The sequence below is a fragment of the Bartonella sp. AP36NXGY genome (assembly GCF_042195865.1).
Classification (GTDB): Bacteria; Pseudomonadota; Alphaproteobacteria; order Rhizobiales; family Rhizobiaceae; genus Bartonella.
Map to the genome: position 1 here is coordinate 40931 of NZ_JBHIPD010000006.1, position 25201 is coordinate 66131.

Sequence of the window (25201 nt, forward strand, 5' to 3'; positions counted from 1 at the left end):
TATCGGAAAAATATCCGACACCTCATTTAACGATACACTTAACGATAAGGCGCATCCATCAATATATTTCGAGCAATTTCTCGCTCCCAGCGATCTCCATTCAATAAAAGTTTTTCTTTATCATAATAAAGTTCTTCACGTGTTTCCGTCGCAAACTCAAAATTTGGACCTTCGACAATAGCCTCAACCGGACAGGCTTCTTGACAAAAACCACAGTAGATACATTTAACCATGTCTATATCATAACGGACAGTTCTACGTGTACCATCATTGCGCCGTGGACCAGCTTCAATTGTAATCGCTTGAGCAGGACAAATCGCTTCACATAATTTACAAGCAATACACCGTTCTTCACCATTTGGATAGCGACGCAATGCATGCTCACCACGAAAACGCTGAGATACAAAACCTTTTTCATAAGGATAATTAATCGTGGGTTTTGGTGAAAAAAATTGACGCATAGCTAAGAAAAAAGCACTCACAAATTCCAATAGAAGAAGTGACTTTGCCGCCTGAATAAAACCTGACATCGTAAAATCTCCTCTTAAACGAAATCCGTAAACTTTAAAAAAGCAGCAGTTATCACAACCATTGCTAGTGAGAGAGGAAGAAAAACCTTCCAACCAAGCCGCATGAGCTGATCATAGCGATAACGTGGAACAAATGCTTTAACCATAGCAAACCAAAAAAATACAAAACAGACTTTTAAAACAAACCAAATGATACCAGGAACCCAATTAAGCCACCAAACATCTAAGGGAGGCAGCCAACCGCCTAAAAATAGAATGGTTGTTAATGCGCACATTAAAACAATCGCAACATATTCACCTAGAAAGAAGAGCATGTAAGGCGTTGAAGAATATTCTACCATATGACCAGCAACAAGTTCGGATTCTGCTTCCACCAAATCGAATGGAGGACGATTTGTCTCTGCAAGCGCAGAAATAAAAAATATAATAAACATTGGAAAAAGGACCAACCAATTCCAATCGAGAAAACTGTTAAAAGGAAGACCAAGAGTTGTACCAAGCCCGTGCGTTTGTTTAAAAACAATTGTTGTGAGATCTAACGAACCACTTATTAAAATGACAGTCACAAGCACAAAACCAATGGAAACTTCATAAGAAACCATTTGTGCCGCCGAACGAAGAGCTCCTAAGAAAGGATATTTTGAATTTGATGCCCATCCCCCCATAATAACACCATAAACTTCAAGAGATGAAATGGCTAAAATATAAAGCAAGCCAACATTAATCTTTGCAATCTCCCAACCCTCATTGACAGGAATAACAGCCCAAGTTGATAAAGCAAGTGTCGCTGAAACAAAAGGAGCCAAAAGAAAAACACCCTTATTTGCACCTGCAGGGATAATAGGCTCCTTAACAACAAATTTAATTAAATCTGCAAAAGACTGTAACAAACCCCATGGTCCAACAACGTTTGGTCCACGACGCAATTGTACCGCTGCCCAAATTTTTCTATCTGCATAAAGAAGATAAGCAACTAAGACCAAAAGAACGACCAAAAGAAGAAGTGTTTTTCCGATTATAATGAGTAATGGCAACAGCCAAGTCATAAAGAAATCATACATCATTATTCCTTTTCCTTTGCCTTACTTTACTGTTTGTGTAGCACGGTTTTTTGCAAGAGATGAACATTCAGCCATAACAGCAGAAGCACGTGCTATCGGATTTGTTAAATAAAAATCTTTAACCATAGAAGTAAATGCTTGACTCTCGAGAGAAACCATTTTTGAACCAAGCGCCTTAAGACCACTTATATCAGAAGGCACTATATCATCAACAGCACAAAGGTGTGGATAATCATTAAACAAGCATTGCCTTAATTGAGAAAGAGAATCAAAAGGGAGCTTTTGTCCTAAAATATCCGATAAAGCACGCAAAATAGCCCAATCTTCTTTTGCTTCACCTGGAGCAAAACCAGCCCGATTTGTCATTTGAACACGTCCTTCTGTATTCACATAAAGCCCTGATTTTTCAGTGTAAGCAGATGCAGGCAAAATAACGTCAGCAGCATGTGCACCATTATCACCATGGCTCCCAATATAAACTGTAAAAGCTTTTGTATTGGCTAATTCTACTTCATCAGCACCAAGCAAAAATAGAACTTCACAGGTTTTAAGTATATTTGCAACCCCAAGCTTAGAAGTAAAGCCTATGTCCAACCCTCCAACAATCGAAGCTGCATTATGAAGAACCCCAAACCCATTCCATGTCTCACTAAGAGCACCTATATTATCAGCTAATTTAGCAAGACTTTTTAAAACAGATAAACCTTCACTTCCTGAAACCGCTCCCTCTCCGATAAGAATAAGGGGCCTCTTCGCTTCTTTTAAGACATTAAAAAAAACATCCTCTCCACGAATAAGTGTCGTTAATGTATCACTCCCAGATCCAAGGTAAGAATAAGGATAACGTAAATCGACTTTCTCTCCAATTAATGCAATAGGAAAATTGCCCATCCGTTGGCGCTTTAAAATACGCGCATTTAAAACAGCTGCTTCATGACGTGGATTAGATCCCACAATAAGCAGTGCATCAGCCTGTTCAATACCTACAATTGTAGGATTAAAAATATAACTCGAGCGCCCAAACTCTGGCGATAAAGCCCCCCCTCTTTGACGACAATCAAAAAGCGTTGAGCCCAAAGAACTCAATAATGCTTTAAGGGCATACATTTCTTCAACAGAAGCAAGATCCCCCGCAATGGCTCCAATTTTTTCTGGAAAAATTTTAGAGATTACCATTTTAATTTTTGCAAAAGCTTCTGTCCAACTGACAGGTTGAAGCTTTCCATCTTTGCGTACATATGGCTTATCAAGCCGCTGAGTCCGTAATCCATCCCAAATAAAACGCGTTTTATCAGAGATCCATTCCTCATTTACATCTTCATTCGTACGCGGCATAATCCGCATAACTTCACGGCCGCGGCTATCAATACGGATAGCACTACCAAGCGCATCCATCACATCAATCGATTCCGTTTTTACCAATTCCCACGGACGGGCATGAAACGCATAAGGTTTTGAAGTTAGAGCTCCCACTGGACAAAGATCAATAACATTTCCCTGTAATTCAGATGTCATAGCTTTTTCAAGATACGTCGTAATTTCAGCATCTTCACCACGACCGATCAAACCAAGCTCAGAAATACCTGCAACTTCCGTTGTAAAACGAACACACCGTGTACAATGAATACACCGTGTCATAACAGTTTTGACAAGAGGTCCAATATATTTATCTTCTACAGCACGTTTATTTTCTGTATAACGAGAACAATCTCGTCCATAAAGCATTGCTTGATCTTGAAGATCACACTCTCCCCCTTGATCACACACTGGACAATCCAAAGGATGATTAATGAGAAGAAATTCCATAACACCTTCACGTGCTTTTTTTACCATCGGTGTATTGGTAAAAATCTCAGGTGCCTCACCGTTAGGCCCTAATCGTAAATCACGAACCCCCATAGCACAAGAAGCCTGAGGTTTTGGTGGACCACCCTTAACCTCAACTAAACACATACGACAATTTCCAGCAATTGACAAAGATTCATGAAAACAAAAACGTGGAATTTCTGCCCCAGCCGCCTCAGCAGCCTGAAGCAACGTGTAGTAATCAGGAACTTCAATCTCTTTGCCATCAACTTTGATATTTATCATCACCCATCCAACCTGCGGATAACCCACTTAAAATTTGCATTCGGTCGTTCTTAAAACAAAATCCTTTATTAAACCGCTTCTAAAGCAATATTTTTGCTTTGGACTACATTTCGCGTGTATTCATCAATTCTACGCTCGATTTCTGGACGAAAATTACGTATCAACCCCTGTACAGGCCATGCGGCAGCATCACCAAGCGCACAAATAGTGTGTCCTTCAACCTGTTTAGACACTTCAAACAAAAGATCAATCTCGCGTTTTTGCGCTCTTCCCTCAACCATACGCCCTAAAAGACGCATCATCCATCCCGTCCCCTCACGACACGGTGTACACTGACCACAACTCTCGTGCTTGAAAAAAGCAGCTATACGCCAAATTGCCTTGATAATATCGGTTGATTTATCCATAACAATCATTCCCCCTGTGCCAAAAGAAGACCCGACATCTCGCATCCCATCAAAATCCATGATCGCATCGATCATATCCTCACCACGAACGACTGGACAAGAAGCCCCCCCTGGAATAACTGCTAAAAGATTATTCCATCCACCACGAACACCACCCGTATGTTTTTCAATTAATTCACGGAATGAAACACCAAGAGCGTCTTCAAATGTACAAGGTGCATTAACATGCCCTGAAACCATAAATAATTTCGTTCCAACATTATTTGCTCGTCCGATTGATGAAAACCACGAAGCACCCCGCCGCAAAATCGTTGGAACAACGGCAATAGACTCTACATTATTTACTGTTGTTGGACAGCCATAAATCCCCATATTGGCAGGAAATGGTGGTTTAAGCCGAGGTTGTCCCTTTTTTCCCTCAAGACTTTCAAGAAGAGCTGTTTCTTCACCACAAATATAAGCACCCGCTCCATGATGAATAACAATATCACAAGCATGCCCATATTTCGTTTTTTTGCCAAGTAAACCCGCATCATAGCATTCATCAACGGCAGCTTGAAGCGCTTCACGTTCACGAATATATTCACCACGAATATAAATAAAAGCAACATTGGCTCCCATAGCAAAAGTAGCGATTGCACATCCTTCAATCAAAGTGTGGGGATCATGACGTAAAATATCACGGTCTTTACAAGTTCCAGGTTCAGATTCATCGGCATTGACAACCAAATAATGAGGACGCCCATCATTCTGCTTTGGCATAAAGGACCACTTCATTCCAGTAGGAAAACCAGCACCACCACGACCGCGTAAACCCGATGCCTTCACTTCATCAATGATCCAATCACGACCTTTGTCAATCATTTCTTTCAGACCATTCCAATGCCCACGCAACATCGCAGCCTTTAATGATTTGTCTTTTAAACCATAAATATTGGTGAAGATACGATCTTTATCAGCTAGCATACCCCACCTTTTTTTCTATTACCCATAGCATTTTCTGCTTTTCCTCAAATGCAATTTTTAAATATCTTTTCAAGATTTCTTACTTTTCGTTAAATGTTGCCATCATGGGTAGAATAATAAAATATTTTCTCAAGAAAAATACTTAATTATGTTCCCCATTCTTTCCTTATCCTTTTTTGGTGAAGACTTGAGAGATCTTTTTTTCTTTCTCATCATCAATAAGAGAAGTTAAACCACTAATCGGTTCCGACGATTTACGACTATTTTGCGGACCAACCTCTATCTCAGAACCCTTACCTGCTTCAAATGCATCAATAATTTCTTCAAGGCGTTCAGCTGTAAGATCTTCATAAGTATCTTTAAAAATCATAACCATCGGAGCATTCACACAAGCACCAAGACACTCCACCTCTTCCCATGATAAGGTTCCATCCTGATTGGTCGCAAAAGGTTCATGATGAATTTTTTTCTGACAAACTTTAATCAATTCATCAGAACCACGTAACATACAAGGCGTTGTACCACAAACTTGAATATGCGCTTTTGTTCCAACAGGCTTAAGCTGAAACTGAGTATAAAAAGTAGCAACTTCTAAGACACGGATATAAGCCATGGAAAGAATCTGAGCAATATGCTCAATCGCAGCACGTGTCACCCAACCATCTTGCTCTTGAGCACGCATTAATAATGGAATTACAGCAGACTGCTGACGCCCTGCAGGATATTTTTTTATGGTATTTTTTACCCATATCTGATTTTCTTTTGTAAAAGAAAACTCAGCGGGCTGATAAACATCATCTGCAAGACGGCGTACAGACATTAGCGATCAACCTCCCCAAAAACAATATCAATCGAACCCAAAATAGCTGTAGCATCTGCTAACATATGACCTCTGGTTAAAAAATCCATAGCTTGGAGATGAGCAAACCCAGGAGCACGCAACTTGACACGATAAGGCTTATTGGTTCCATCAGAAACAAGATAAACACCAAACTCACCCTTCGGAGCTTCCACAGCAACATATACTTCTCCAGGAGGTGTATGAAAACCTTCCGTATAGAGTTTAAAGTGATGAATCAGTGCTTCCATCGAGCTTTTCATTTCACTCCGCGTCGGTGGTACAATTTTGCGATCCAAGCTCGAAACTGGTCCATTTTTTTCAGTACTCAGTAAACGTTCCACACATTGGCGCATAATTTTCGCTGATTGACGCATTTCTTCCATACGAATAAGATAGCGATCATAACAATCGCTATTTTTACCTATAGGAATATCGAATTCCATTTCATCGTAACATTCATAAGGCTGACTTTTACGCAAATCCCATGGAACACCAGCTCCACGAATCATAACCCCAGAAAAACCGCGTGCCCAAGCTTCATCAATACTTACAACGCCAATATCCACATTACGCTGCTTAAAAATCCGATTTGGGGTCACAAGCGCGTCAAGTTTTCCGAGAGAAACAAGAAATGGATCAATAAAATCACCAATATCCTCAACTAAAGATTCTGGTAAATCTTGATGCACGCCACCAGGACGAAAATAATTTGCATGAAGACGAGCACCACAGGCACGCTCATAAAAAATCATCAATCTTTCACGTTGCTCAAATCCCCAAAGCGGTGGTGTTAAAGCACCAACATCCATTGCCTGTGTCGTTACATTAAGCAAATGATTAAGAATACGCCCAATTTCAGAAAACAAAACACGTATTAATTGCCCTCTTTTAGGAACTTTTATATCTAATAACTTTTCAATAGCAAGAACAAAAGCATGTTCCTGATTCATAGGAGCAACATAATCCAAACGATCTAGATAAGGACCAGCTTGGAGATAAGTCTTTGTTTCCATTAATTTTTCAGTACCGCGATGCAACAACCCAATATGTGGATCTACACGCTCAACAACTTCACCGTCCAGCTCCAGAACCATGCGCAAAACCCCATGCGCGGCAGGATGCTGCGGACCAAAATTGATATTAAAGTTTCGAACATTGACCTCAGCCACAATCAACCCCTTGCTTTTTAAAAAACTTCATATCAAATATCAAAAAAATCTATCACGCTAAAAAATATTTAATTATTTAAGAAATACAGTACCCTAATATAATGCCTTATCAAAACCAATATTATTTTTTTTCATCTGCTTTCCCATCACATGGCAAAGTATACTGTCCTCCTTCCCAAGGAGAAAGAAAATCAAAATTACGCATCTCTTGGCGCAAAACAACAGGCTCATAAATCACCCTCTTTGCTTCATTATCATAACGGCATTCAACAAATCCTGTCACAGGAAAGTCTTTGCGTAAAGGATATCCTTCAAACCCATAATCTGTTAAAATCCGTCTCAAATCCGGATGTCCTGAAAATAAAATCCCATACATATCATACGTTTCACGTTCATACCACTCTGCGCCAGGATAAACTGTACAAGCTGAAGCAACAGGAGTATTTTCATCAGTACGAACCTTTACACGTAAGCGTAAATTCTCACGAGGAGATAACAATTGGTAAGAAACATCAAAGCGCTTATCGCGAGAAGGATAATCCACACCACTAATGTCTGTAAGATTAATAAATTGACAACGAGAATCATCACGAACAAACATTAAGACATCGATAATTGCATCAAGACGTGCCACAATGGTCAATTCACCAAAAGCAAGAACAGTCTCTTCAAGCTTATTTTTTAATTTGTTTTCCAAATAAGCAGCAAGCTCAACCAATGTTTCATCCACCATGACAAGAAAACTCTCTATCGCTCTATGGATCCGGTACGACGGATTTTTTTCTGTAGCAACAATATGCCGTATAATAATGCCTCTGCTGTAGGTGGACACCCTGGGACATATATATCGACAGGCACGATACGATCACATCCCCGCACTACTGAATAGGAATAATGATAATATCCCCCACCGTTTGCACATGATCCCATAGAAATCACATAACGTGGCTCTGGCATCTGATCGTACACTTTTCTTAAAGCAGGAGCCATCTTATTTGTTAGAGTACCTGCCACCACCATCACATCTGACTGGCGGGGTGAAGCTCGTGGTGCATATCCAAAACGCTCATTATCATAATGAGGCATTGAGCATTGCATCATTTCGATAGCACAACAAGCCAAACCAAAACTCATCCACATTAAAGAACCGGTACGTGCCCAAGTAATCAAAGCATCTGCCGAGGTAACTAAAAAACCCTTATCTGATAATTCAGCATTGATATCACGAAAAAACTTATTGTCAGATCCTATCAGCCCACCAGTATTTGGATCAATGATTCCTTTTGGTTTTGGAGCCTCAATCGTTGAATTATTAGATCTTAATTCCATTCAAGGGCTCCTTTTTTCCATTCATATATAAATCCAATAGTCAAAATCGCTAAAAACACAATCATCGACCAAAAGCCAAACATACCTATTGATTCGAATGAAACAGCCCAAGGAAAAAGAAATGCAACTTCAAGATCAAAAATAATAAATAAAATTGATACCAAATAGAAACGAATATCAAACTTCATGCGTGCATCACTAAATGAATTAAACCCACATTCATAAGCCGATAATTTTTCAGGATCGGGGGAACGATATGCTACAATGTAAGGTGTAATCAACAAAACTCCAGCAATAACCGCTGACACAATAATGAAAATCAAGACTGGCAAATAAGAGCTCAATAAATAAGCCATAACCCTCTTCCATCGTAACGAAATGCCTGAGTTTAACACAATGATTCAATATTGCGAGACCAAACAGACAAATTTAACAATCGCTCTATTAACTCTATTCATACTGCTTCTAAGGCATACAGAGCGATACTTTTCTTATCGGCATAGGTAACGCAGAGCAAAGAAAGACGCAAGCCCTATTCTTATAAACCATATAAAAAGAAAGAAAAAACATATTTATTCCCCGATCAAACACTCCACCACATTACTCATAGCATATGGATATTTTAAAAAGGAAATTTCATAAGGAATCACGAAATGGCGCGAGTGACGGGGCTCGAACCCGCGACCTCCGGCGTGACAGGCCAGCACTCTAACCAACTGAGCTACACCCGCGCATTTTTTTCGAACCAATTTAATTTGGTACAAGCGGTCGTGTAAGGGGTTCATGCGTTCATGTCAAGAAGGATTATGCATTTTTAAAAAAAATTATCAAATCCCATCTTTATTCTTGCGTTTAGAAAAATTCTTCCTTAAATAGTCTTCATTCAATTGCTGATCATTGCATTGGGCGATTAGCTCAGCTGGTAGAGCGCCTCGTTTACACCGAGGATGTCGGGAGTTCGAGTCTCTCATCGCCCACCATATAGCTTTATATTCCTATTAAGTTTTTGGAATTCATATCTTTTTTACTGCGAGGGATGCCTTAATAAAGTTAAGGGAATAGGATTTTTCAACCTATCTCTATAGGACGCCTCTTTTTTTGCAAACTTTCTCAAGAACGTCTTTTAATTCTGCTAAGTTTTGTTGTGAAAAATTCTCTAAATTTCTAACAAACTCACCAACAGCTTCATGCCTCAACGGATCAGAAGTCTTGATTGTAAAACTTTTGCGACAAACATAAGCTTCTTTTCTTAAGAGTAAAGCCTTCTCTTGATCTAAATCATAGAGTTCAATTATCTTTTCCTACAGTCCTACAGGAACAGATTTTTTGCCAATTTCTACAGAAGATAAAAATGATACAGATATGTCTAATTTCTTAGCCATATCTATAGAGGCGTTCTGAGCGAACAATACGAAGTTTGCGTAAAGTTTTACCAAAGGGGGTAACATTTGAAAAATCCTTTAGAAAGAATAAGTATTTTATTCTGATTCTAATAAAGTTTTTCAAATTTTGGTTAGTCTTTATTTTTAGTGTGTGGAGATCTTGTCCAATACCTCTATACAAAAACCGTTATCAAGCATATACAATATCTCTTATGGTGAGAAATTATTAACTTTTCATCAGGAATAGTGTGTTTAATATCATTATAAAATTTAAATATTACAACGAGATATATAAATAAAATATATTGGTGTACTTATGCTTGTCAATCTTAATGCTATAATCCGCGATCTTTCTTCAGAAACGAATATCGTTACAGTTCTTAAGGAATCTATCGTTAACTCTATACAAGCTCATGCAACAAAAATTGATATTTTATTCCAACTTTATGGCAATGCAGATTTGTGGGAGAATCAACCAATTTTTTCTATAAGTGTTTTTGATAATGGAGATGGATTTACAAAAGAGAATATCAAATCTTTCTCTTCTTATAAAAGTGATTATAAAATTCAAGAAGGATGTAAAGGGGTTGGACGTATTACTTACTTGAAAATATTCGAAGAAGTTAAAATCATTAGTTTTAGCAAAGATGAACATCATGCTCAAATTTCACTGAATTTCACCCCACAGTTTACACAAGATTCTTTTAAAAAAGAAAATGGCGAAAAAGATAAATGGTGGAATACACATTTATCTTTTGAAGGGCCTTATAAACAAAATGTGTTAGATATAAACTTAGTTCATAATGAAATTTACTATCATCTTCTTCCTTTACTTTTTTTAAAGAAAGATGAAAATATCCAAATTAACTTTTATGTACATAATGTAGAAAATTTAGAAGATGTAAATAACTTAAGGGATGTAAAAAATTTAGAAGATGTAGAAAGCTTAGAGAAAAGAACAATCAATACGCAAGATTTACCTTACTTAGAATATAAAACTCTCAAAATCGGTCTTTCAAATATTCCCTTCAGCCTTTCTTATTATTTTGAAGATAACACAAATTCTAAGACTAAAGTAGAGGCTTACTATTGTGCTAATAATCGTACTGTTATGCCTTTTTTGACAAGGGGGTGACCCGAATTGCTGGTGTGACCATAACCAATCGTCCAGATACATGCCGTGTCTCTATATGCCTCTAAACGCAAACCTTCCCATTGTTTGATAAGCTCTAATCCTTCTTTCGATATCTTTCTCATCTGACGCTCCATAAAAAAAGCCCCACAAAAGTGGGGCTGGATAAAAATGTTTTCTTATGATCTCTATTGGCTATGCTCTTTGATCAGCTGCTCGACTTCTTCAACACGAAAGCCAAGTTGAAAGAGCGGTGCATATTCGCTTTCCTGTAATTCATACTGACAACGCTTTTCTACAAAATCACCATTTAAATCAAACGGCATGGTTGTTGTTAGACAAACCTTATGCGTGTCATCTTCAATCCCCTCTTCTCCCTCTCCAAGCTCTTTAACAAAGACCCAATAAAAACGTGTTGCTAAAAGATTCCCTAGCCTCCTTACGGTTTCAGCCTTATCAAAGGAAAGCATGTTCAGATAATCTTGCTTGCTATTTAAATGCTCTGGATAATCTATCATCTACCCCTCCTAAACAAAATGCCGTGGATAACTACAGCCACGGGCGCCAGCCGATTCATAAATGGCATTCCGTGTAATGACTGCACGCAGATGTGGATTGATATTCGTAGTATCAGACCAGTCTCCAGCAGCTCACAATGCATACATATCTTTTTTAAACTGTACATTTGGTGAGGTTCCAGTTACCGTTTGCATGAAACAAACATCTCTCACAAATTGCCAAACATAACCGCAACCATCTTCACAACCGATATGCGAAATCATCCGTATATTTGCCGTATTCTTATGACCTCCAGAATGTTTTGGTGAAGGTGCTTTTTTGCCTTGAATCCCACCACCTTCATTGCTTCCATACATCGCAGAGGTAAATTCTGTATTATTGAGCAAAGCCTTCTTAAAAGGAGTATCAATCAGACTGTGCTTTTTATTTGGAAGCTTTTAATGAAGATGATCAATTTACTTATGACCGTATAGGACGTGGAACCATTTTTATCCCTTATGTCACTTTATCTATGATTAGGGGCATTCAACCTTCACGGATTATTGCCATTATTCAAGCAATGCACCATGGAACAAATAATGACGGCTTATTGCAACGATTTCAAATGCTGGTGTGGCCCGATGAACGACAAGAGCGGTTATGGGTTGATAGACCTCCTAAACAAGAGGCATGGGAAAGCTATCAAGGAGTCTTTCGTTCTCTTTATGATAAACCTTTAGGATCACCAAAACACCCTATTACCATACGCTTTTCTGCTGAAGCTCAAGAAATGTTTCGTGTATGGTGGGAAAATTTTCAAAGAACAATCAAAGGAGGTCATTTCTCATCAAGTTTACAAGCACATCTTTTAAAAATGAATAAAACCATACCAACCCTTGCTTTGATTTTTGAATTGAGTGAGGGGGGGCGTTTTGAAATAGGCCTGCCTTCACTCACTATGACATTGTGTTGATCACCCTATTTGTTAAGTCATGCAAAACTCATTGTAGAGCCTTGTGATCATTTACCAGATGGTTTTACCTGCACGAGATGTTTATAAGCGTGATTGGAAGCTTTTAAAGGATAAAGGAATTATTCAACAAACTTTAGAGCTTTTATGCTGTTACAACTATCTTCGTGAAATTTATGAAGACAAAACCCAAAAGGCGGTCGGCCTACAAAACGCTATGAATAGCTCACCTTGGTGAAAAATCATAGGACCACACAATAGAGAAATCTCTTTTGACAGTTTTTCAAGCCAATCGCTCAACGCTCTTTTTAGTGACATTCTCTTCATTGCTCTTTTTTCAAAGAAAATGATCAGAGTTCTTCTTACAAAGAGTTTTGTTGCTTTTGGAGAGTTATTCCAATGTTTATGTTATTTTTTTAATAATAAAAAATAAAAAACATTATATTTTAATATTTTTGTTTAGGATCTTGAGCTACTCTATGGAAATTTCTATTTTTGTAAAAAATCCAAACGTGCAACAGCATGGTAAAATATATTTTTATGACGTTGGTGATGATCTCAAGAAAAAAGAAAAAAACCTTACGATAATAGGAGTCATTTGGAAGTATTGATGGTATTAAGTGAATATCAGCTACAATATCATTGGGATTTATATTACTCGTAATTGGCATTTTGGATGCATGGCTCATTTGTTCTGCGAATTATTGGACTTGAATGTTTAATCTATAAAGCCCAGTATTGATGATATTAGAATAAAAGCCATCTTGATTTGTAAGTTTAATCGAATGCAAATTGAGAACATTCGATATAATAACAAGCGTATGCTTCTTAGCTAGCCCCTTTTAAGTAAGATAATAAGTCCACCTGCCATACTGTTTTGATTGGGGTTGAGCTCAGCTTTATAATAAACATCAAGCTTAAAAATACCGTTCGCTTATTTTGAGTTACATCAAACTGAAATACCTATAATTCTTTCTCATCAAAAATCTTGAATAAAAAAGGCAAGTTGCTGCTTAAATTACTGCTAATATCAAAAAAATCAAAGCCAATTTTGCCACCATCTTTGACACTTTTAGTATATAAGATCCCGATACATGAGACAAGCACCATATCGTTCTTCCATCGGTATGTCCTATATCTATTCACGAAACATAGCTGCTTCAGAGTGGGAAATACTATATATTTGTAGCAATTTCTTTTAATTGATTCATATCAAAATACAAATCCGATACCTTTTGGCAAAATTTATCAAGATAAATAAACAATTCATCAGAGAGAGATATCTTTTTTTCTCGAATTCTCATTAAATCCTCAGTTTTATTATTTAACGGATGCGCTTCAAAATTACTTGCACGATTTCCTGCTAATTTGGTAGGCATATAATGATTTATGATGTTACAAAAACTACAATCTAAAGGGCCTGAAACATTACTTCCAACCATACCAACGTAGTTATTTTTATTCTCAAAACACTTATATAATTCTTTAATATTACTTGCAAATGGCTTATAGACAAAAGCATTATAGCCATATTCGTGAATTTTTTCATAACCACATTTCACGAATGTCTCATCAGCGATATTTAAGAAACCCAAATCTGGAATTTTTGAAGGAAATTTCACAGGCTGTTCTATTCCAAACAAATTATTCTTATCTATCCTATCAATAAAATAATTCCACTGCTCAAAATTAATACTTGCATTGAAATCAATAATAAATTTTACATTTTTGTTTTCATTAACAATTGCAATTGTATCATCCAAATACTGATTCGATGATTTCAATTTTATCAAATCGTAATTACGTATCTCATCATCAATAATTGCACCTATTCCTATCGTTTTAATAGATTTCATTAATCCAGAATTAATAATTTTAGCCATTTCAACTTTTTTAAAAAAATCTTCCAACCCAAAGAAATAGCTTAAAGAATTTGCAAAGTGTTTACTTTTATTTATTGATCGTTCATTTACAGATTTTATAAAATCGTCCGGCATTTCTCCGTGACTAGGTGACAATGGCAACTCCATAGCAAAGGGCGAAATAACTTTATCCTGAGCAGTAAATAAAATTATCAGTTCTGTTTTTTCAACTAACACACCAGAAGAACTGTGAAAAGAATCCGATAGTTTATATTTATTGGTGTAAACTCTGATGCGTATATCCATATTTTATCTCACAGCCAGAAAAAAAATCCCGTATCATATTTAACTGAAATCTATTCTCATACTTTTTTCTATTTTCAAAATTAACTAAAATGAACTCGGGAGTAGCGATACGTATTAGAGCTAACACTTCTGCCAAATCGAATCTCTCCGATAAAGTAATCGTCACACTATATGGTACGCTATCTTTTTTCATACATTCTATGTTACGCACCCACGTTTGTTTATATTTTTTACTGTCTAGATTTCTTATCTCTGAAATAACATCTGTGCCTATTTGTATCCCTAAAAAGAACGGATTACTCTTTAATAGCTTCAAATATGGTTGAATATAGATGTGCCCCCCTGTTGCAATCCGAAAATATTTTTTGCAAATGAGACACATACAAGTATATTTATGAAGTAAATCATAATCGAGCTCAAAAGGCTCTCCACCAGAAAGAATAATAAAATCAGATTTTATGTCATTTATTGTATATAAAGATTCAGGCAACGCGTCATCTCTCACCATATATTCCATCGAATACGGACAATGATTGCAGCCCGCACTGCAATTTTCATTACAAATTACAATATTATCGCCCATGAAATTTCTTATTCAAGTTCATATAATCCAATACTAATTGTTTCATGAAAATATTTTGGTATAGAGAAAGATCAGAAATTTTTTTAGCCACAAACGCTTTTATCATTGGTAAAGCTTCATCCTTTGATATAGACAGCAAATGAGAAATATAGTCTATCCGTTCTTCTAAATTGAGAGATAATCTTGGACTGGTGAAAAATGTTAAGATATCCAATTCCGGACTGGCTTCTTGACATAAATCCCAATCCACTACCATAAAAGAACTATCAGAAGTAACAATGATATTATCAGGATGTAAATCTCCATGTGATAAGATTATATTCTTGCTTAATCGATCTTGAAAGATCTTATTGATTTGATCAATAATCGCCTTTTGATGTAGCAAATCCATTTGGCTCAATACAGTACCCCGGATAAACTCCCATTCGACTATTTCATCGCAAAGTGTTATCAAATTTGGTGCAGGATAGAGACTTTGTCGAAAAGAGCCATCCTTGATGTTTTCATTAATGCACGATGCTTCCGGATAAATTTGCCCATAGCAAAACTCTTGATGCTTGCGTTTCAAGAAATGTTGTTTTGACGATTGTGCATTTTCAGGCTGTAACCAAATGATTTCTTGTTTTCTGACAAAAATAATTAAAGCAGACACCCCAAAAATCACAGCCATAATCACTGCCAACCACAAATTAGCTTGCCAGAATGTTGAAAAAACATGACCGTATAAAAAACTGAATGCAAAGGATACAACAGCTGTAATAATGGCTGTAAATGATAAAACAGTCGCGATAGCTTTGGGATCAATCAGTGAATTTATAAGAAGAGACGACAGATAAGATCGATAAGCAGATTTAAAAACACATAGCAGTAAAAATCCTAATATAAGAGCCGCAATGATTTGAAATGACATGAGAAAAAAAGCAATGGTTACCATACAACCAATCATTAAGACGGGAAAAATAGGATTTTGAAACTTTGAAAAATACTTCTGAAACAATATATTGGAACTTGCTGAAAAAAAATTCCCAATGATAAAAATAATCGAAACCAAAATAGCAGGTTGAAATGGCAAAAAATCAGAAAATGCGATAGAAACAGTTCGATTATTAACCAAAATAGCAAAAGCTGAAACTGCACTTAAAAAAACAAGAGTGAAGCGATAAGGGTTTTTGACTTCTTTACGGCTGGCGCACATAACTGTGAAAATACTCGGATGAGCGTTGATATGAAAACTATCTAATCCCTTCGTCAGTTTTGAAAACATAAAAATAGCAAAAATTAATGAAAGGATTTGAAAAATTACAGGCAATGCAGGATGCACATAATAAAGTATTCCCCCTAAAAAAATAAGTACCGTTGTCACACTATAGGTAACAGCAGCCACTTCGGACTTAACGGAAAACAGTGTGCGATGCTTTGGTACTACAGAAAAGAGTAAACTATCTTCCGCACCTGAGAAACAAGCGGCCGCTAATGTGATACACAACAAATAAGTGGCGTAAGCAAAATATGCATAATTCATAAAAAGAGCTAAAAAACCGCAAAGAAAGAAAAACAGCCCAGTATAAATAACGCGCTTACTTCCATAAACATCTGATAATAAACCCAAGGGGACTTCTAAGATCAAAGGAAGCAATAAAAAATAACTACCGATTAAAACAATATCCGCTTGCGACAAATGCAATTTTTCCGACAAAAAAAGTGGTAAAACAGCAACCACTAGAGCAGTAGACTTGCTAACGCTATAAATCTTAAATTGCTTAACCTTATCCACAAAATACCTTCCCACGACATCCGCTACATGCGCCAGATTCTTTCAAAGATTTTAAAACGCTTTGAGCAGACCAATCTATTGCCTCATAATTTGTAGATTCCCAAAAGCTTCTGAATAAAAGCAATTTTTTAAATCTCCATTATAGTCCAATACCAAGGATCAAAATGGAAATAAACACATTAACGGCGACGAAACGTACGCAGAATTTTCGCCTAAGTAATAATTAATACAATTTACAAAATTTTGTGACGTCCATGAGATTTTCCTTTCTTGGAACTTTTTATCTATATAAATCTGGAGGGGGGATTCTTTCCTTGATAATTCATCTCTCAAATGAAAAAGTGAAGCGTTTGGCGGAAGAGTTTTGTTTCTTAAAGCCTTAGATCGATCCTTTGTATTATTTTTTCTAGAAAAACTAAATGACGACGTATCGAGCGGACTGAATCCGATATAATCGACATCTTTGCTTATACAAAAATCGATAAAATTAATAATATTTTCTAGAATCTCTTTGGTAACTGTCGCTCTTATTCCTATACTTTGCAGAGGTTGAAGATTCTTAACTGTTTCAATGTTTTTCCACACGCGATCAAATTTATTCGCCCCCCGTATATCATAATATCCTTGGACACTAGTCGAATCCATAGAAATAACAATTTCTTTTATGTCATACTGTGAAATCCATAAATTTTTATGCAATAAGATGCCATTAGTATTTAATTCAACGGGCAGACCTAGTTCATTCAACGTTAATAAAATATCTTTAAGCTTCGGATGCATTAAAGGTTCTCCCCCAGAAAGCATCACTGAGGCAGCTCCTTTTTCTTTCAACATTCTAAATAAGGGTATTAAACTTTCTGGAGTATGCCAATTTTTTTCCTTAATCCTCCAGCAATCGCACATGATACAAGGGCTATTGCAATTCTGGATAATATGTATAATAGGTGTTACAGGTACCCATAATTTTTTAAGATCAAAAATCGAATCTGACGCACTAATCAAGTTTTCCTTCTTTAAAAGAAAGCCATTCTTTTCTAGTTCTCTTAACAAGATTAAAAAATCTGATGCTAAAATCTCTGTCTCTACATTAAGCTTTGCCGCAACAGTTTCAATTTTCTGATTCTGTAAAAAAGCTGAATCAATTAAAATTATAGCTGAATCATTAAGCACAATAGTCTAAAAATCATTTAATCTAGTTATGCTATTCTCGTCGAGATTAATACGAAACATTTCCCCTCCTAAATTGTTTCTCAATAATACAATGGATAAGGGCGCTGCACCGCCCTTATCCTGCTTTTTTATTTTTTTCTATCTCACACCAATGGTTTATAACAAGTTAAAGTTGCACTATTCACAGTGCCAATCACCTGCGGTTTTTTATATGACATAATATCCCCCTCATATTGTTATTATGTACTTTATTTATATTCAAGACAATTAGTATTTTATAAAAAGTCTAAAATTCTACAACTTTATAATTGTAAAGTCAATTTAACTGTATTACGCAATATTCAGTTTGGAAAACAAATTAGCCTATACCGGTATAAATCGAAAAACTCTTGTGCTCAGCTAATTTCCATTTTAATTATTAAGTTCATTCAAAAAGTGTTATTCCTGATTTCAATGGCTATTTCACTTCAATCGCAATAAGAAATATGCAATGCTCTGCTTTATCAAGTAATTTTAAAAAGTTTTTTTGGGGCTGAAATAAAGAATAGTTGTTGCGTAAATCAGCTTCTCAGAAGAAAAATTTTTCAATTATTTTTCTGTTTTAATTGTAATTTTGTGAACTACTACTTGCGGTGAAATTACCTTTAAAAGAGGTTCTACTCGACGCCAAAATACAAACTTTTATTTCTTATTAAAGATACAATCATATTGATTTATAATGATAATCTAGCGTTATTCATATTGAATTAGACCCTCGAATAACGCAAGATTCTCTCATTCCAAACCTGTTTATGTTGAATCAATCAAAACCACTCGCTTGCACATAACAAGCGGGATGAGTATGTGGATAAAATTTGTATAAGATTAAAAATGGCTCTTATGAACCGTCTTAATGCAAGGGCTGTCGCAACATTGGGGGCTGGCAAATATAATGATGGTGCCGGCTTGCTTCTTCATAAGCATAAAGATGGTGGTGCTCAATGGCTTTATCGTTATACCATTCACAGGGGCTGTCGTAAAATAGGCTTGTAGCGTGTTAAAGTATGTCTCTTTTAAATAAGTCCATGAATTGGCAATGTAAGTGTATTTTGTTTGAGACGCTCTGTTTTTCGTGAGGGAACTTACTCCATTAAAGAACATGATAAACAAAAGCATGAGATAATGCATAATCTTTTCATAAGATATTACCGTAGATACTTTAGAAAGATGCAAGGCCGAATCAAAAGAAAATATTTTTTTACTTGTTAAGCTTTTTATTCCTCTCAAATCGAGAGTACAAGTTGTTTTAGAGATTACACAAACAGACTGACACAATAATTTACCTTCGTCTAGCAAAAGCTATTACAGCAAGAAAAGTACACGCTTTATTAAGCAAGCAATATCATAAAACGACGAATAGACCAGCAATGGAGTGGAAAGGCCGTACTGAATTTATAATAATAGAATCCAACCACGCTTTTTGAAAAGGACAAAGCGCTTTAAGATAAAAATCCTACACTAAATCCGTAATTTCTTACCTTTTTTACTAGAAAATTATATAGATAAAAAATCAATGCATTTTTTCTTAAAACAGTTGTAGCCAATTAACCTTTGTTTTTTTGTTTAGCTTATTTATAGAAGCAACTTGATCGAATGGTATCGGCTTATCAACCATGATAGGACCAATTTCTGGCAATTTAACTGCAACAGTTTTATTACGTTGTTCTTGTTCAACAGCAGCTGCTTTAGCTAATTCTTTTTTGTTCCTTGTATTGCGCTGCTCTTTTAACAAAACAGTTTCTCTTTTTTTCGCAACATTTTCCGACGCTAATGAATATGGGGCAGCATTTCCAGGAGTATAAGAGGACATTAAATATGCACCATCATAATAGCCAACAGGTGCTTCAGCAATATACTCTACTTTAACATCTGCAACTCCCCTATCTACATACCCCAGTATTGTCGCAGCTTGCCTTGATAAATCAATGATTCTGTCTTTCATAAAAGGTCCGCGATCATTCACTCTAACAACGATTGAAGATCCATTTTTCAAATTAGTGACACGAGCATAGCTAGGTAAAGGCATTGTAGGATGAGCAGCAGTCAAAAGATTCATGTCATAAATTTCACCGTTGGCAGTTAAACGTCCATGAAAATCTGAACCATACCATGATGCTTCGCCAACACGTTTATAAGTTGGATCACTTTGAGGATAATACCACTTTCCTTTTATTTGATAAGGTTTACCAACAATCGCTCGTCCACGCTTTTTTTCTTCCGATTGATTCTTCTTATTGGAGACTTGTTGAGGTAGTACAGAAGTGTTTACGTTAATTGGTTTATTATGATAGGAATCTTTTATTGAAAAATTCATAGTTTGGCTTGCGCAACAAGATACCAGTGACTGAGAAATGACGATCATAGAAAACAATTGAAGTGTTGGTTTAATCATAAAAGTAAATTTCTTTTTTCTATTTGAAGGCATCTATTCAGTCCACTTATTTCTGTTAAGTACTACTGTAAAAACCACGTCACGCTCTTTGTACGCAACGGAAGAATTTACGTTTTTAAATGATTCCCCTCGCGTATATACCACTCTTGAATTGGCCCCTTTTATCAAGAAATTAACGTATTGTTAACCTTTTTATGGTTTTCATACAAAATAAATGTACTATAGTAGATGTTAAAAAGATTAAAATTTAAACAAATCAACATCTTATAGAAAATTCATTTCATAATATAAGTGTGAATAAGTGGTGATTTTAGCAACTGTTTTGCGAATCATGTAATGCAGTGGGTATTAAAAACCACCTATGGATTGAGAAAATTAGAAACCGCATGTGCTGCCAACGCAGGTACAACCCTATCCGTAAGTTTGTTGAAAATGGAGACAGCATAGCACCGCTCTATTCCAAAAACAGCTGATAGAAAATGACAGACTATAGAATCGATAAAAACTTCAAAAAGAATCAAAACAAAAAAGATTCTTAAATTTTTTATAGCCTATTGATATTACTTAAATTTGGTGAGCGCGCAGGGATTCGAACCCTGGACCTACTGATTAAAAGTCAGTTGCTCTACCAGCTGAGCTACGCGCTCTCACACAAGCTATCTAGTTTGCAGAAAGTGAAGGGAACATACGGTTGACTTTCCATTTGGTCAACACCTTTTGGAAAAAATATTATTATTTTCTTCAGTTATCAATAATTTTCCGTTTTCGCCCCTTTACTTCATCATTGTATAAGTACTCTTTAATCTTCTTTTTGAAGTTTCAATAAAGGAAAAATTTCACTGCAAAATATTGCATAGATTCGAAGCGTTAAAATTATGAGCAATACCCCCTTCCCCTCACATGGGTTGTTGAGCATAATGGGTAGAGAAGAAAAAATACCTTTTATTATAATATTATTTTTATATCTTTATATTTAGTGTTCAATTCTCAAATATGAATACAGCTTTATAAGATAATATATTGATTTATAATAATTTATTACTTTTTACTTGAGTGAAAATTCTCAAATACTGTAAGTTTTTCTCATTTCAAATCTTTTTTATATTGAAACAATAAAAAGCATTTTCTTGACCGATATAAGCGAGAGAATAAAACTATAAAAAAGAAATGAAAATACCTTTTATGCTTCCTTTCAATAACCAAAAATTATCGCAACATTAGGGTTCATGGAAATAGTATATAGCGGTTGACACGTTAGACTTGAAAATGGAACAATGAGCAACAATGGCTTTGAGAGTATGATTTTTATTCATGTATAATGAATATATAACGAAAGCCAATTTATCCTATAGAATCAAGTAGATATGAAGCAAAAATTTAGTCTCATTGAAAATATCCCGAATGACTATAAATTATGCTCACTATTAGAGCTGTAGATAATTTTACTAAGAATAAAAAAGCAGAAATAATATGCAGTATGCAAAATTATTTTAAGTGTTTTGAATATATAGAATGCCTTCTAGTTAACTTTTTTATATCAAAAATTATAAAATACGTAGATATATTTTTAGAAGAAAAGGATAATACTAGTCACAAAATTTAGTGTTGGATAATTCAGTCAGAACTATAAAGTATATTTATACATTATTTAATATTAATGTATATATACAGTATATAAATAATAATTTAAATATATCTATAAATAAACATATTGATTTATTAAACGATAAGATCAAAAACAAATAAAATAATTTTGATTTGGCGATAAAAAATTGTAAAAGTGTTATATATACATGTATTTTTACTTTACTAATTTTTATTATTTTGATTGGAATGTTGAATGCTAACATGTAAACAGTATGAGCTACTCTTATTTATTCATAACCATATAAAAGAAACTGGTGTTCCTCCTTCTTTTGAAGAAATGAAAAATGCATTAGAACTTTCTTCAAAGTCTGGTATTCATAAGCTCATTATAGCCTTAGAACAACGAGGTTTTATACGTCGCTTGCCCAATCGTGCTCGTGCTGTGGAGGTGATTCGACTTCCTGAGAAAATAACATTTAACCTTTCTTTAGCACGTAAAATTTCTCCCAGTATGATAGAAAGAAAGAAAAGGGAAATATCAAAAAGCTTGAGTCCCTTTGATGAAGAAGAAAAAAAAAATATCACCATTCCTATTATGGGACGTATTTCTGCGAGCGTACCCGCCTCTGCTATACTGCAACAAATAAACAGCCTTTCTCTTCCACTCGATATGGTTAATACAGGTGAGCACTACGCATTAGAAGTTAAAGATGATTCTATGATGGAGGCTGGTATCTTTGATAAAGATACGATCATTGTAAAACGTCAAAATACAGCAATAACAGGTGAAATTATTGTTGCGTTTATTGATAAAAAAGAAGCCACATTAAAACGTTATCGACGCAAAGGAGCTTCTATTGCATTAGAAGCCGCAAATCCTCATTATGAAGTACGGACATACGAATCCGAGCGTATAGAAATACAAGGAAAACTTACCGGACTTATTCGCAAATATTAAAAAATAAACCTTATAGTACGCGATAGATATCGCAGTAAGAAGCTGTTGAGTATTTTTTTATTGTGCCACACGCAATTGACTTCTTCTCCACAGCCAAAGGATGCCCCCAATTCGGTTTATAAACAATCCAGATCCTTATCGAGCGGGTTTAATTTTCCCTTCCCTCCATGTTCTTCACTTAATGCAAGGCTTGACAAGTAAGTTTTAAAATATTCACCACGTACTTTGAAAAGAACTTAAATGCTTTGAAGGAAGCTTTCTTATATCATCATCCTCAATAACGGAATTTTACGATATAATAAGACAAAATTGTATGCATGCATACAAACACATAAAATTTTGTAGAAAAAAATCAAATAACTTTGTAACAGATTGTATTGCATAGGTATAAAAACAAAGAACATTATTTTTAAATTAATAAAAGCGTAACTCAATCATTCATAGTAATTGTAGGATCATCATGGTAGCACCTCGTATTAGTTTTGTCTCCCTCGGATGCCCAAAAGCACTCGTAGATTCTGAGCGAATTATTACACGCCTTCGCTCTGAAGGGTATGAGATTTCACGTCAACATCAAGGAGCTGATGTCGTTATTGTGAATACCTGTGGTTTTCTTGACTCGGCAAGGAGAGAATCGTTAGCCAATATTGATGAAGCTCTTAAAAAAAATGGAAAAGTTATTGTAACAGGGTGTCTTGGTGCTGATCCTGATGCTATTCGCCAAACATATCCTAATGTATTGGCTATTACAAAACCGCAAGCTTATGAAAGCGTTATAGAAGCTGTTCATACAGCAATTCCTCCTGTTCATGATCCTTTTCTTGATTTAGTTCCTCCCCAAGGTATTCGTTTAACACCTCGCCATTACGCCTACTTAAAGATTTCTGAAGGATGCTCTAATCGGTGTAGTTTTTGTATCATCCCTACACTGCGTGGTGATCTCACTTCACGTCCCATCAGCGATGTTCTTCGTGAAGCTGAAAAACTCGTGCAAGCGGGTGTAAAAGAACTTTTGGTTATTTCACAGGATACGAGTGCTTATGGTGTTGATCTTAAATATCTCGAAAATTCTTGGAAAGATCGTACAATCAAAACTAAATTCTTTGATCTTTGTCGCGAACTAGGCGATATGGGTATTTGGGTACGTATGCATTACGTTTATCCTTATCCCCATGTTGATGAAGTTATCGAACTTATGGCTGCAAAAAAAATTCTTCCTTATCTGGATATACCTTTTCAGCATGCATCACCAACTGTTTTGCGTCACATGAAGCGTCCCGCACTTATGGAAAAAACAAACCGTAGAATTAAAAAATGGCGGAAAATATGTCCAGATCTTACTTTGCGATCAACATTTATCGTTGGTTTTCCTGGTGAAACGAATGAAGATTTTAATATACTTCTAGAATGGCTAGAAGAAGCAAAAATTGAACGCGCGGGGTGCTTTAAATATGAAGAAGTAAAAGGAGCTGCCGCAAATGATTTGGGATTAGAAAATATTCCTGAAGAGGTGAAAGAAAACCGCTGGCATCGTTTTATGGCAAAACAACAACAAATTTCTACACATCTTTTAAAGAAAAAAATTGGAAAAAGACTCCGAGTGCTTATCGATGAAAGTCAAGGAAAAGTTGCCAAAGGACGTAGTCAGTACGATGCTCCAGAAATAGATGGTGTTGTCCATATATCATCACGACGCCCACTGCGTGTTGGTGAATTTGTCACCGTTAAAATCGAACAATCGGATGCCTATGACCTTTATGGTATAGCAGTTTAAAAATTTAACTCCTTCCCTGTCCTCAATGATGAAGATTTCTATCAGCATTAGTTTATAAAAAAGCGACTTTTCATAACAAGAACCGATCATGTGACTTACTTCATGAGAATTTATGAGCAATCCTTACTCTGAATGTTTGCTATACACTCCCAAAACACCAAGCAGTTATATATTCTCTTAATTTAATGCCTTAAAATGAGCTTTAAATGGCGGTGACGGCGGCGCAAAAGAATAAAATCCACAAGGCTCACCATTTTTAATTAACAAAAGAGCAAATCGACAACCGTACTATTTTCCCATTTTTCATATTACGACAGTCATTGGTTAGTGAAAGGAAACTTTTTTCAAGAGTGTTTTATGCACACAAGAACTTCCTTTGT

Annotated in this window: 19 protein-coding genes, 3 tRNA genes and 4 pseudogenes; 6 read left to right on the forward strand and 20 right to left on the reverse strand. The window is 35.8% G+C overall.

The genetic code is table 11. The annotated features are described in order from the left end of the window. Positions 1-38 precede the first annotated feature (38 nt). The 10 genes and pseudogenes from nuoI to ACFINX_RS03940 form a co-directional block, all read right to left on the reverse strand. Positions 39-530: an NADH-quinone oxidoreductase subunit NuoI gene (nuoI, locus tag ACFINX_RS03895; RefSeq protein WP_273723184.1), complete on the reverse strand. Its 492-nt coding sequence runs from the start codon at positions 528-530 to the stop codon at positions 39-41. Positions 531-544: 14 nt separating this feature from the next. Then, complete coding sequence (gene nuoH / locus ACFINX_RS03900) at positions 545-1591, reverse strand: NADH-quinone oxidoreductase subunit NuoH (RefSeq protein WP_375632259.1); 1047 nt, start codon at positions 1589-1591, stop codon at positions 545-547. Positions 1592-1612: 21 nt separating this feature from the next. Next, positions 1613-3682: an NADH-quinone oxidoreductase subunit NuoG gene (gene nuoG / locus ACFINX_RS03905; protein ID WP_375613455.1), complete on the reverse strand. Its 2070-nt coding sequence runs from the start codon at positions 3680-3682 to the stop codon at positions 1613-1615. A gap of 68 nt (positions 3683-3750) precedes the next feature. After that, the gene (gene nuoF / locus ACFINX_RS03910) at positions 3751-5055 is read right to left on the reverse strand and encodes an NADH-quinone oxidoreductase subunit NuoF (protein WP_375613456.1); all 1305 of its coding nucleotides are present in this window, start codon (positions 5053-5055) and stop codon (positions 3751-3753) included. A 129-nt stretch (positions 5056-5184) separates the two neighbouring features. Further along, positions 5185-5875: pseudogene (gene nuoE / locus ACFINX_RS03915) on the reverse strand (NADH-quinone oxidoreductase subunit NuoE). Continuing rightward, positions 5875-7065, reverse strand: coding sequence for an NADH-quinone oxidoreductase subunit D (locus ACFINX_RS03920; protein WP_375613457.1), 1191 nt, complete (start codon positions 7063-7065; stop codon positions 5875-5877). Before ACFINX_RS03920 ends, nuoE begins: the two are co-directional and overlap by 1 nt. A gap of 121 nt (positions 7066-7186) precedes the next feature. Next, entirely contained in the window at positions 7187-7798 is a 612-nt protein-coding gene (locus ACFINX_RS03925; RefSeq protein WP_375613458.1) for an NADH-quinone oxidoreductase subunit C, read from the reverse strand. A 14-nt stretch (positions 7799-7812) separates the two neighbouring features. Continuing rightward, entirely contained in the window at positions 7813-8394 is a 582-nt protein-coding gene (locus ACFINX_RS03930) for a NuoB/complex I 20 kDa subunit family protein (RefSeq protein ID WP_375638388.1), read from the reverse strand. Next, positions 8385-8750, reverse strand: a complete 366-nt coding sequence (locus tag ACFINX_RS03935) for an NADH-quinone oxidoreductase subunit A (protein WP_005773599.1) — start codon at positions 8748-8750, stop codon at positions 8385-8387. Before ACFINX_RS03935 ends, ACFINX_RS03930 begins: the two co-directional genes overlap by 10 nt. A 298-nt stretch (positions 8751-9048) precedes the next feature. Beyond that, positions 9049-9125, reverse strand: a tRNA-Asp gene (locus tag ACFINX_RS03940). 173 nt (positions 9126-9298) lie between these two features. On the opposite strand from ACFINX_RS03940, the gene ACFINX_RS03945 reads away from it, so the two are divergent. Further along, a tRNA-Val gene (locus tag ACFINX_RS03945) sits at positions 9299-9374 on the forward strand. Between the two features lie 99 nt (positions 9375-9473). Here ACFINX_RS03945 and ACFINX_RS03950 read toward each other — a convergent pair. Next, a pseudogene (locus tag ACFINX_RS03950) lies at positions 9474-9876 on the reverse strand (helix-turn-helix domain-containing protein). 216 nt (positions 9877-10092) lie between these two features. Between ACFINX_RS03950 and ACFINX_RS03955 the strand changes: the two are divergent. Continuing rightward, positions 10093-10911, forward strand: coding sequence for an ATP-binding protein (locus ACFINX_RS03955; RefSeq protein ID WP_375668363.1), 819 nt, complete (start codon positions 10093-10095; stop codon positions 10909-10911). Here the strand turns inward: ACFINX_RS03955 and ACFINX_RS03960 are convergent. The 3 genes and pseudogenes from ACFINX_RS03960 to ACFINX_RS03970 all read right to left on the reverse strand — a co-directional run. Further along, a pseudogene (locus ACFINX_RS03960) lies at positions 10881-11033 on the reverse strand (lysozyme); the annotation flags it as partial. The gene ACFINX_RS03955 and the pseudogene ACFINX_RS03960 sit on opposite strands and share 31 nt — an antisense overlap. A 63-nt stretch (positions 11034-11096) precedes the next feature. Beyond that, positions 11097-11426 carry a hypothetical protein gene (locus ACFINX_RS03965; RefSeq protein WP_375668364.1) on the reverse strand — a complete coding sequence of 110 codons (330 nt, stop codon included), beginning with the start codon at positions 11424-11426 and terminating at the stop codon, positions 11097-11099. A gap of 132 nt (positions 11427-11558) precedes the next feature. Next, positions 11559-11813, reverse strand: coding sequence for a hypothetical protein (locus ACFINX_RS03970; RefSeq protein WP_375668365.1), 255 nt, complete (start codon positions 11811-11813; stop codon positions 11559-11561). 11 nt (positions 11814-11824) lie between these two features. On the opposite strand from ACFINX_RS03970, the pseudogene ACFINX_RS03975 reads away from it, so the two are divergent. Further along, positions 11825-12601: pseudogene (locus ACFINX_RS03975) on the forward strand (DUF3987 domain-containing protein); the annotation flags it as partial. Between the two features lie 950 nt (positions 12602-13551). Here the strand turns inward: ACFINX_RS03975 and ACFINX_RS03980 are convergent. The 4 genes from ACFINX_RS03980 to ACFINX_RS03995 form a co-directional block, all read right to left on the reverse strand. Continuing rightward, complete coding sequence (locus ACFINX_RS03980) at positions 13552-14544, reverse strand: hypothetical protein (protein ID WP_375613859.1); 993 nt, start codon at positions 14542-14544, stop codon at positions 13552-13554. Further along, positions 14513-15127, reverse strand: a complete 615-nt coding sequence (locus tag ACFINX_RS03985; protein ID WP_375613858.1) for a hypothetical protein — start codon at positions 15125-15127, stop codon at positions 14513-14515. Before ACFINX_RS03985 ends, ACFINX_RS03980 begins: the two co-directional genes overlap by 32 nt. Continuing rightward, the gene (locus ACFINX_RS03990) at positions 15117-16901 is read right to left on the reverse strand and encodes an MFS transporter (RefSeq protein ID WP_375612536.1); all 1785 of its coding nucleotides are present in this window, start codon (positions 16899-16901) and stop codon (positions 15117-15119) included. Before ACFINX_RS03990 ends, ACFINX_RS03985 begins: the two co-directional genes overlap by 11 nt. 159 nt (positions 16902-17060) lie before the next feature. Further along, positions 17061-18071 (reverse strand): radical SAM protein, encoded by a 1011-nt coding sequence (locus ACFINX_RS03995; protein ID WP_375668366.1) that lies wholly within the window; start codon positions 18069-18071, stop codon positions 17061-17063. 870 nt (positions 18072-18941) lie between these two features. Between ACFINX_RS03995 and ACFINX_RS04000 the strand changes: the two genes are divergently transcribed. Further along, complete coding sequence (locus tag ACFINX_RS04000; RefSeq protein ID WP_375668367.1) at positions 18942-19103, forward strand: DUF4102 domain-containing protein; 162 nt, start codon at positions 18942-18944, stop codon at positions 19101-19103. A 532-nt stretch (positions 19104-19635) separates the two neighbouring features. Here ACFINX_RS04000 and ACFINX_RS04005 read toward each other — a convergent pair. Further along, positions 19636-20535, reverse strand: a complete 900-nt coding sequence (locus ACFINX_RS04005; protein ID WP_375668368.1) for a septal ring lytic transglycosylase RlpA family protein — start codon at positions 20533-20535, stop codon at positions 19636-19638. A 538-nt stretch (positions 20536-21073) separates the two neighbouring features. Further along, a tRNA-Lys gene (locus ACFINX_RS04010) sits at positions 21074-21149 on the reverse strand. Positions 21150-22342: 1193 nt separating this feature from the next. On the opposite strand from ACFINX_RS04010, the gene lexA reads away from it, so the two are divergent. Together lexA and rimO are read left to right on the forward strand one after the other, a co-directional pair. Next, complete coding sequence (gene lexA, locus ACFINX_RS04015) at positions 22343-23047, forward strand: transcriptional repressor LexA (protein WP_375650318.1); 705 nt, start codon at positions 22343-22345, stop codon at positions 23045-23047. 460 nt (positions 23048-23507) lie between these two features. Then, positions 23508-24821, forward strand: coding sequence for a 30S ribosomal protein S12 methylthiotransferase RimO (gene rimO, locus ACFINX_RS04020; RefSeq protein ID WP_375668369.1), 1314 nt, complete (start codon positions 23508-23510; stop codon positions 24819-24821). The last annotated feature ends 380 nt before the right edge of the window (positions 24822-25201 follow it).

What these genes read in the sequence shown, in the direction of transcription:
- nuoI (WP_273723184.1), bottom strand. Translation starts at nt 530, where the DNA reads ATGTCAGGTTTTATTCAGGCGGCAAAGTCACTTCTTCTATTGGAATTT.
- nuoH (WP_375632259.1), bottom strand. Translation starts at nt 1,591, where the DNA reads ATGTATGATTTCTTTATGACTTGGCTGTTGCCATTACTCATTATAATC.
- nuoG (WP_375613455.1), bottom strand. Translation starts at nt 3,682, where the DNA reads ATGATAAATATCAAAGTTGATGGCAAAGAGATTGAAGTTCCTGATTAC.
- nuoF (WP_375613456.1), bottom strand. Translation starts at nt 5,055, where the DNA reads ATGCTAGCTGATAAAGATCGTATCTTCACCAATATTTATGGTTTAAAA.
- ACFINX_RS03925 (WP_375613458.1), bottom strand. Translation starts at nt 7,798, where the DNA reads ATGGTGGATGAAACATTGGTTGAGCTTGCTGCTTATTTGGAAAACAAA.
- ACFINX_RS03930 (WP_375638388.1), bottom strand. Translation starts at nt 8,394, where the DNA reads ATGGAATTAAGATCTAATAATTCAACGATTGAGGCTCCAAAACCAAAA.
- ACFINX_RS03935 (WP_005773599.1), bottom strand. Translation starts at nt 8,750, where the DNA reads ATGGCTTATTTATTGAGCTCTTATTTGCCAGTCTTGATTTTCATTATT.
- ACFINX_RS03955 (WP_375668363.1), top strand. Translation starts at nt 10,093, where the DNA reads ATGCTTGTCAATCTTAATGCTATAATCCGCGATCTTTCTTCAGAAACG.
- ACFINX_RS03965 (WP_375668364.1), bottom strand. Translation starts at nt 11,426, where the DNA reads ATGATAGATTATCCAGAGCATTTAAATAGCAAGCAAGATTATCTGAAC.
- ACFINX_RS03980 (WP_375613859.1), bottom strand. Translation starts at nt 14,544, where the DNA reads ATGGATATACGCATCAGAGTTTACACCAATAAATATAAACTATCGGAT.
- ACFINX_RS03985 (WP_375613858.1), bottom strand. Translation starts at nt 15,127, where the DNA reads ATGGGCGATAATATTGTAATTTGTAATGAAAATTGCAGTGCGGGCTGC.
- ACFINX_RS04000 (WP_375668367.1), top strand. Translation starts at nt 18,942, where the DNA reads ATGGCTCTTATGAACCGTCTTAATGCAAGGGCTGTCGCAACATTGGGG.
- ACFINX_RS04005 (WP_375668368.1), bottom strand. Translation starts at nt 20,535, where the DNA reads ATGCCTTCAAATAGAAAAAAGAAATTTACTTTTATGATTAAACCAACA.
- lexA (WP_375650318.1), top strand. Translation starts at nt 22,343, where the DNA reads ATGCTAACATGTAAACAGTATGAGCTACTCTTATTTATTCATAACCAT.
- rimO (WP_375668369.1), top strand. Translation starts at nt 23,508, where the DNA reads ATGGTAGCACCTCGTATTAGTTTTGTCTCCCTCGGATGCCCAAAAGCA.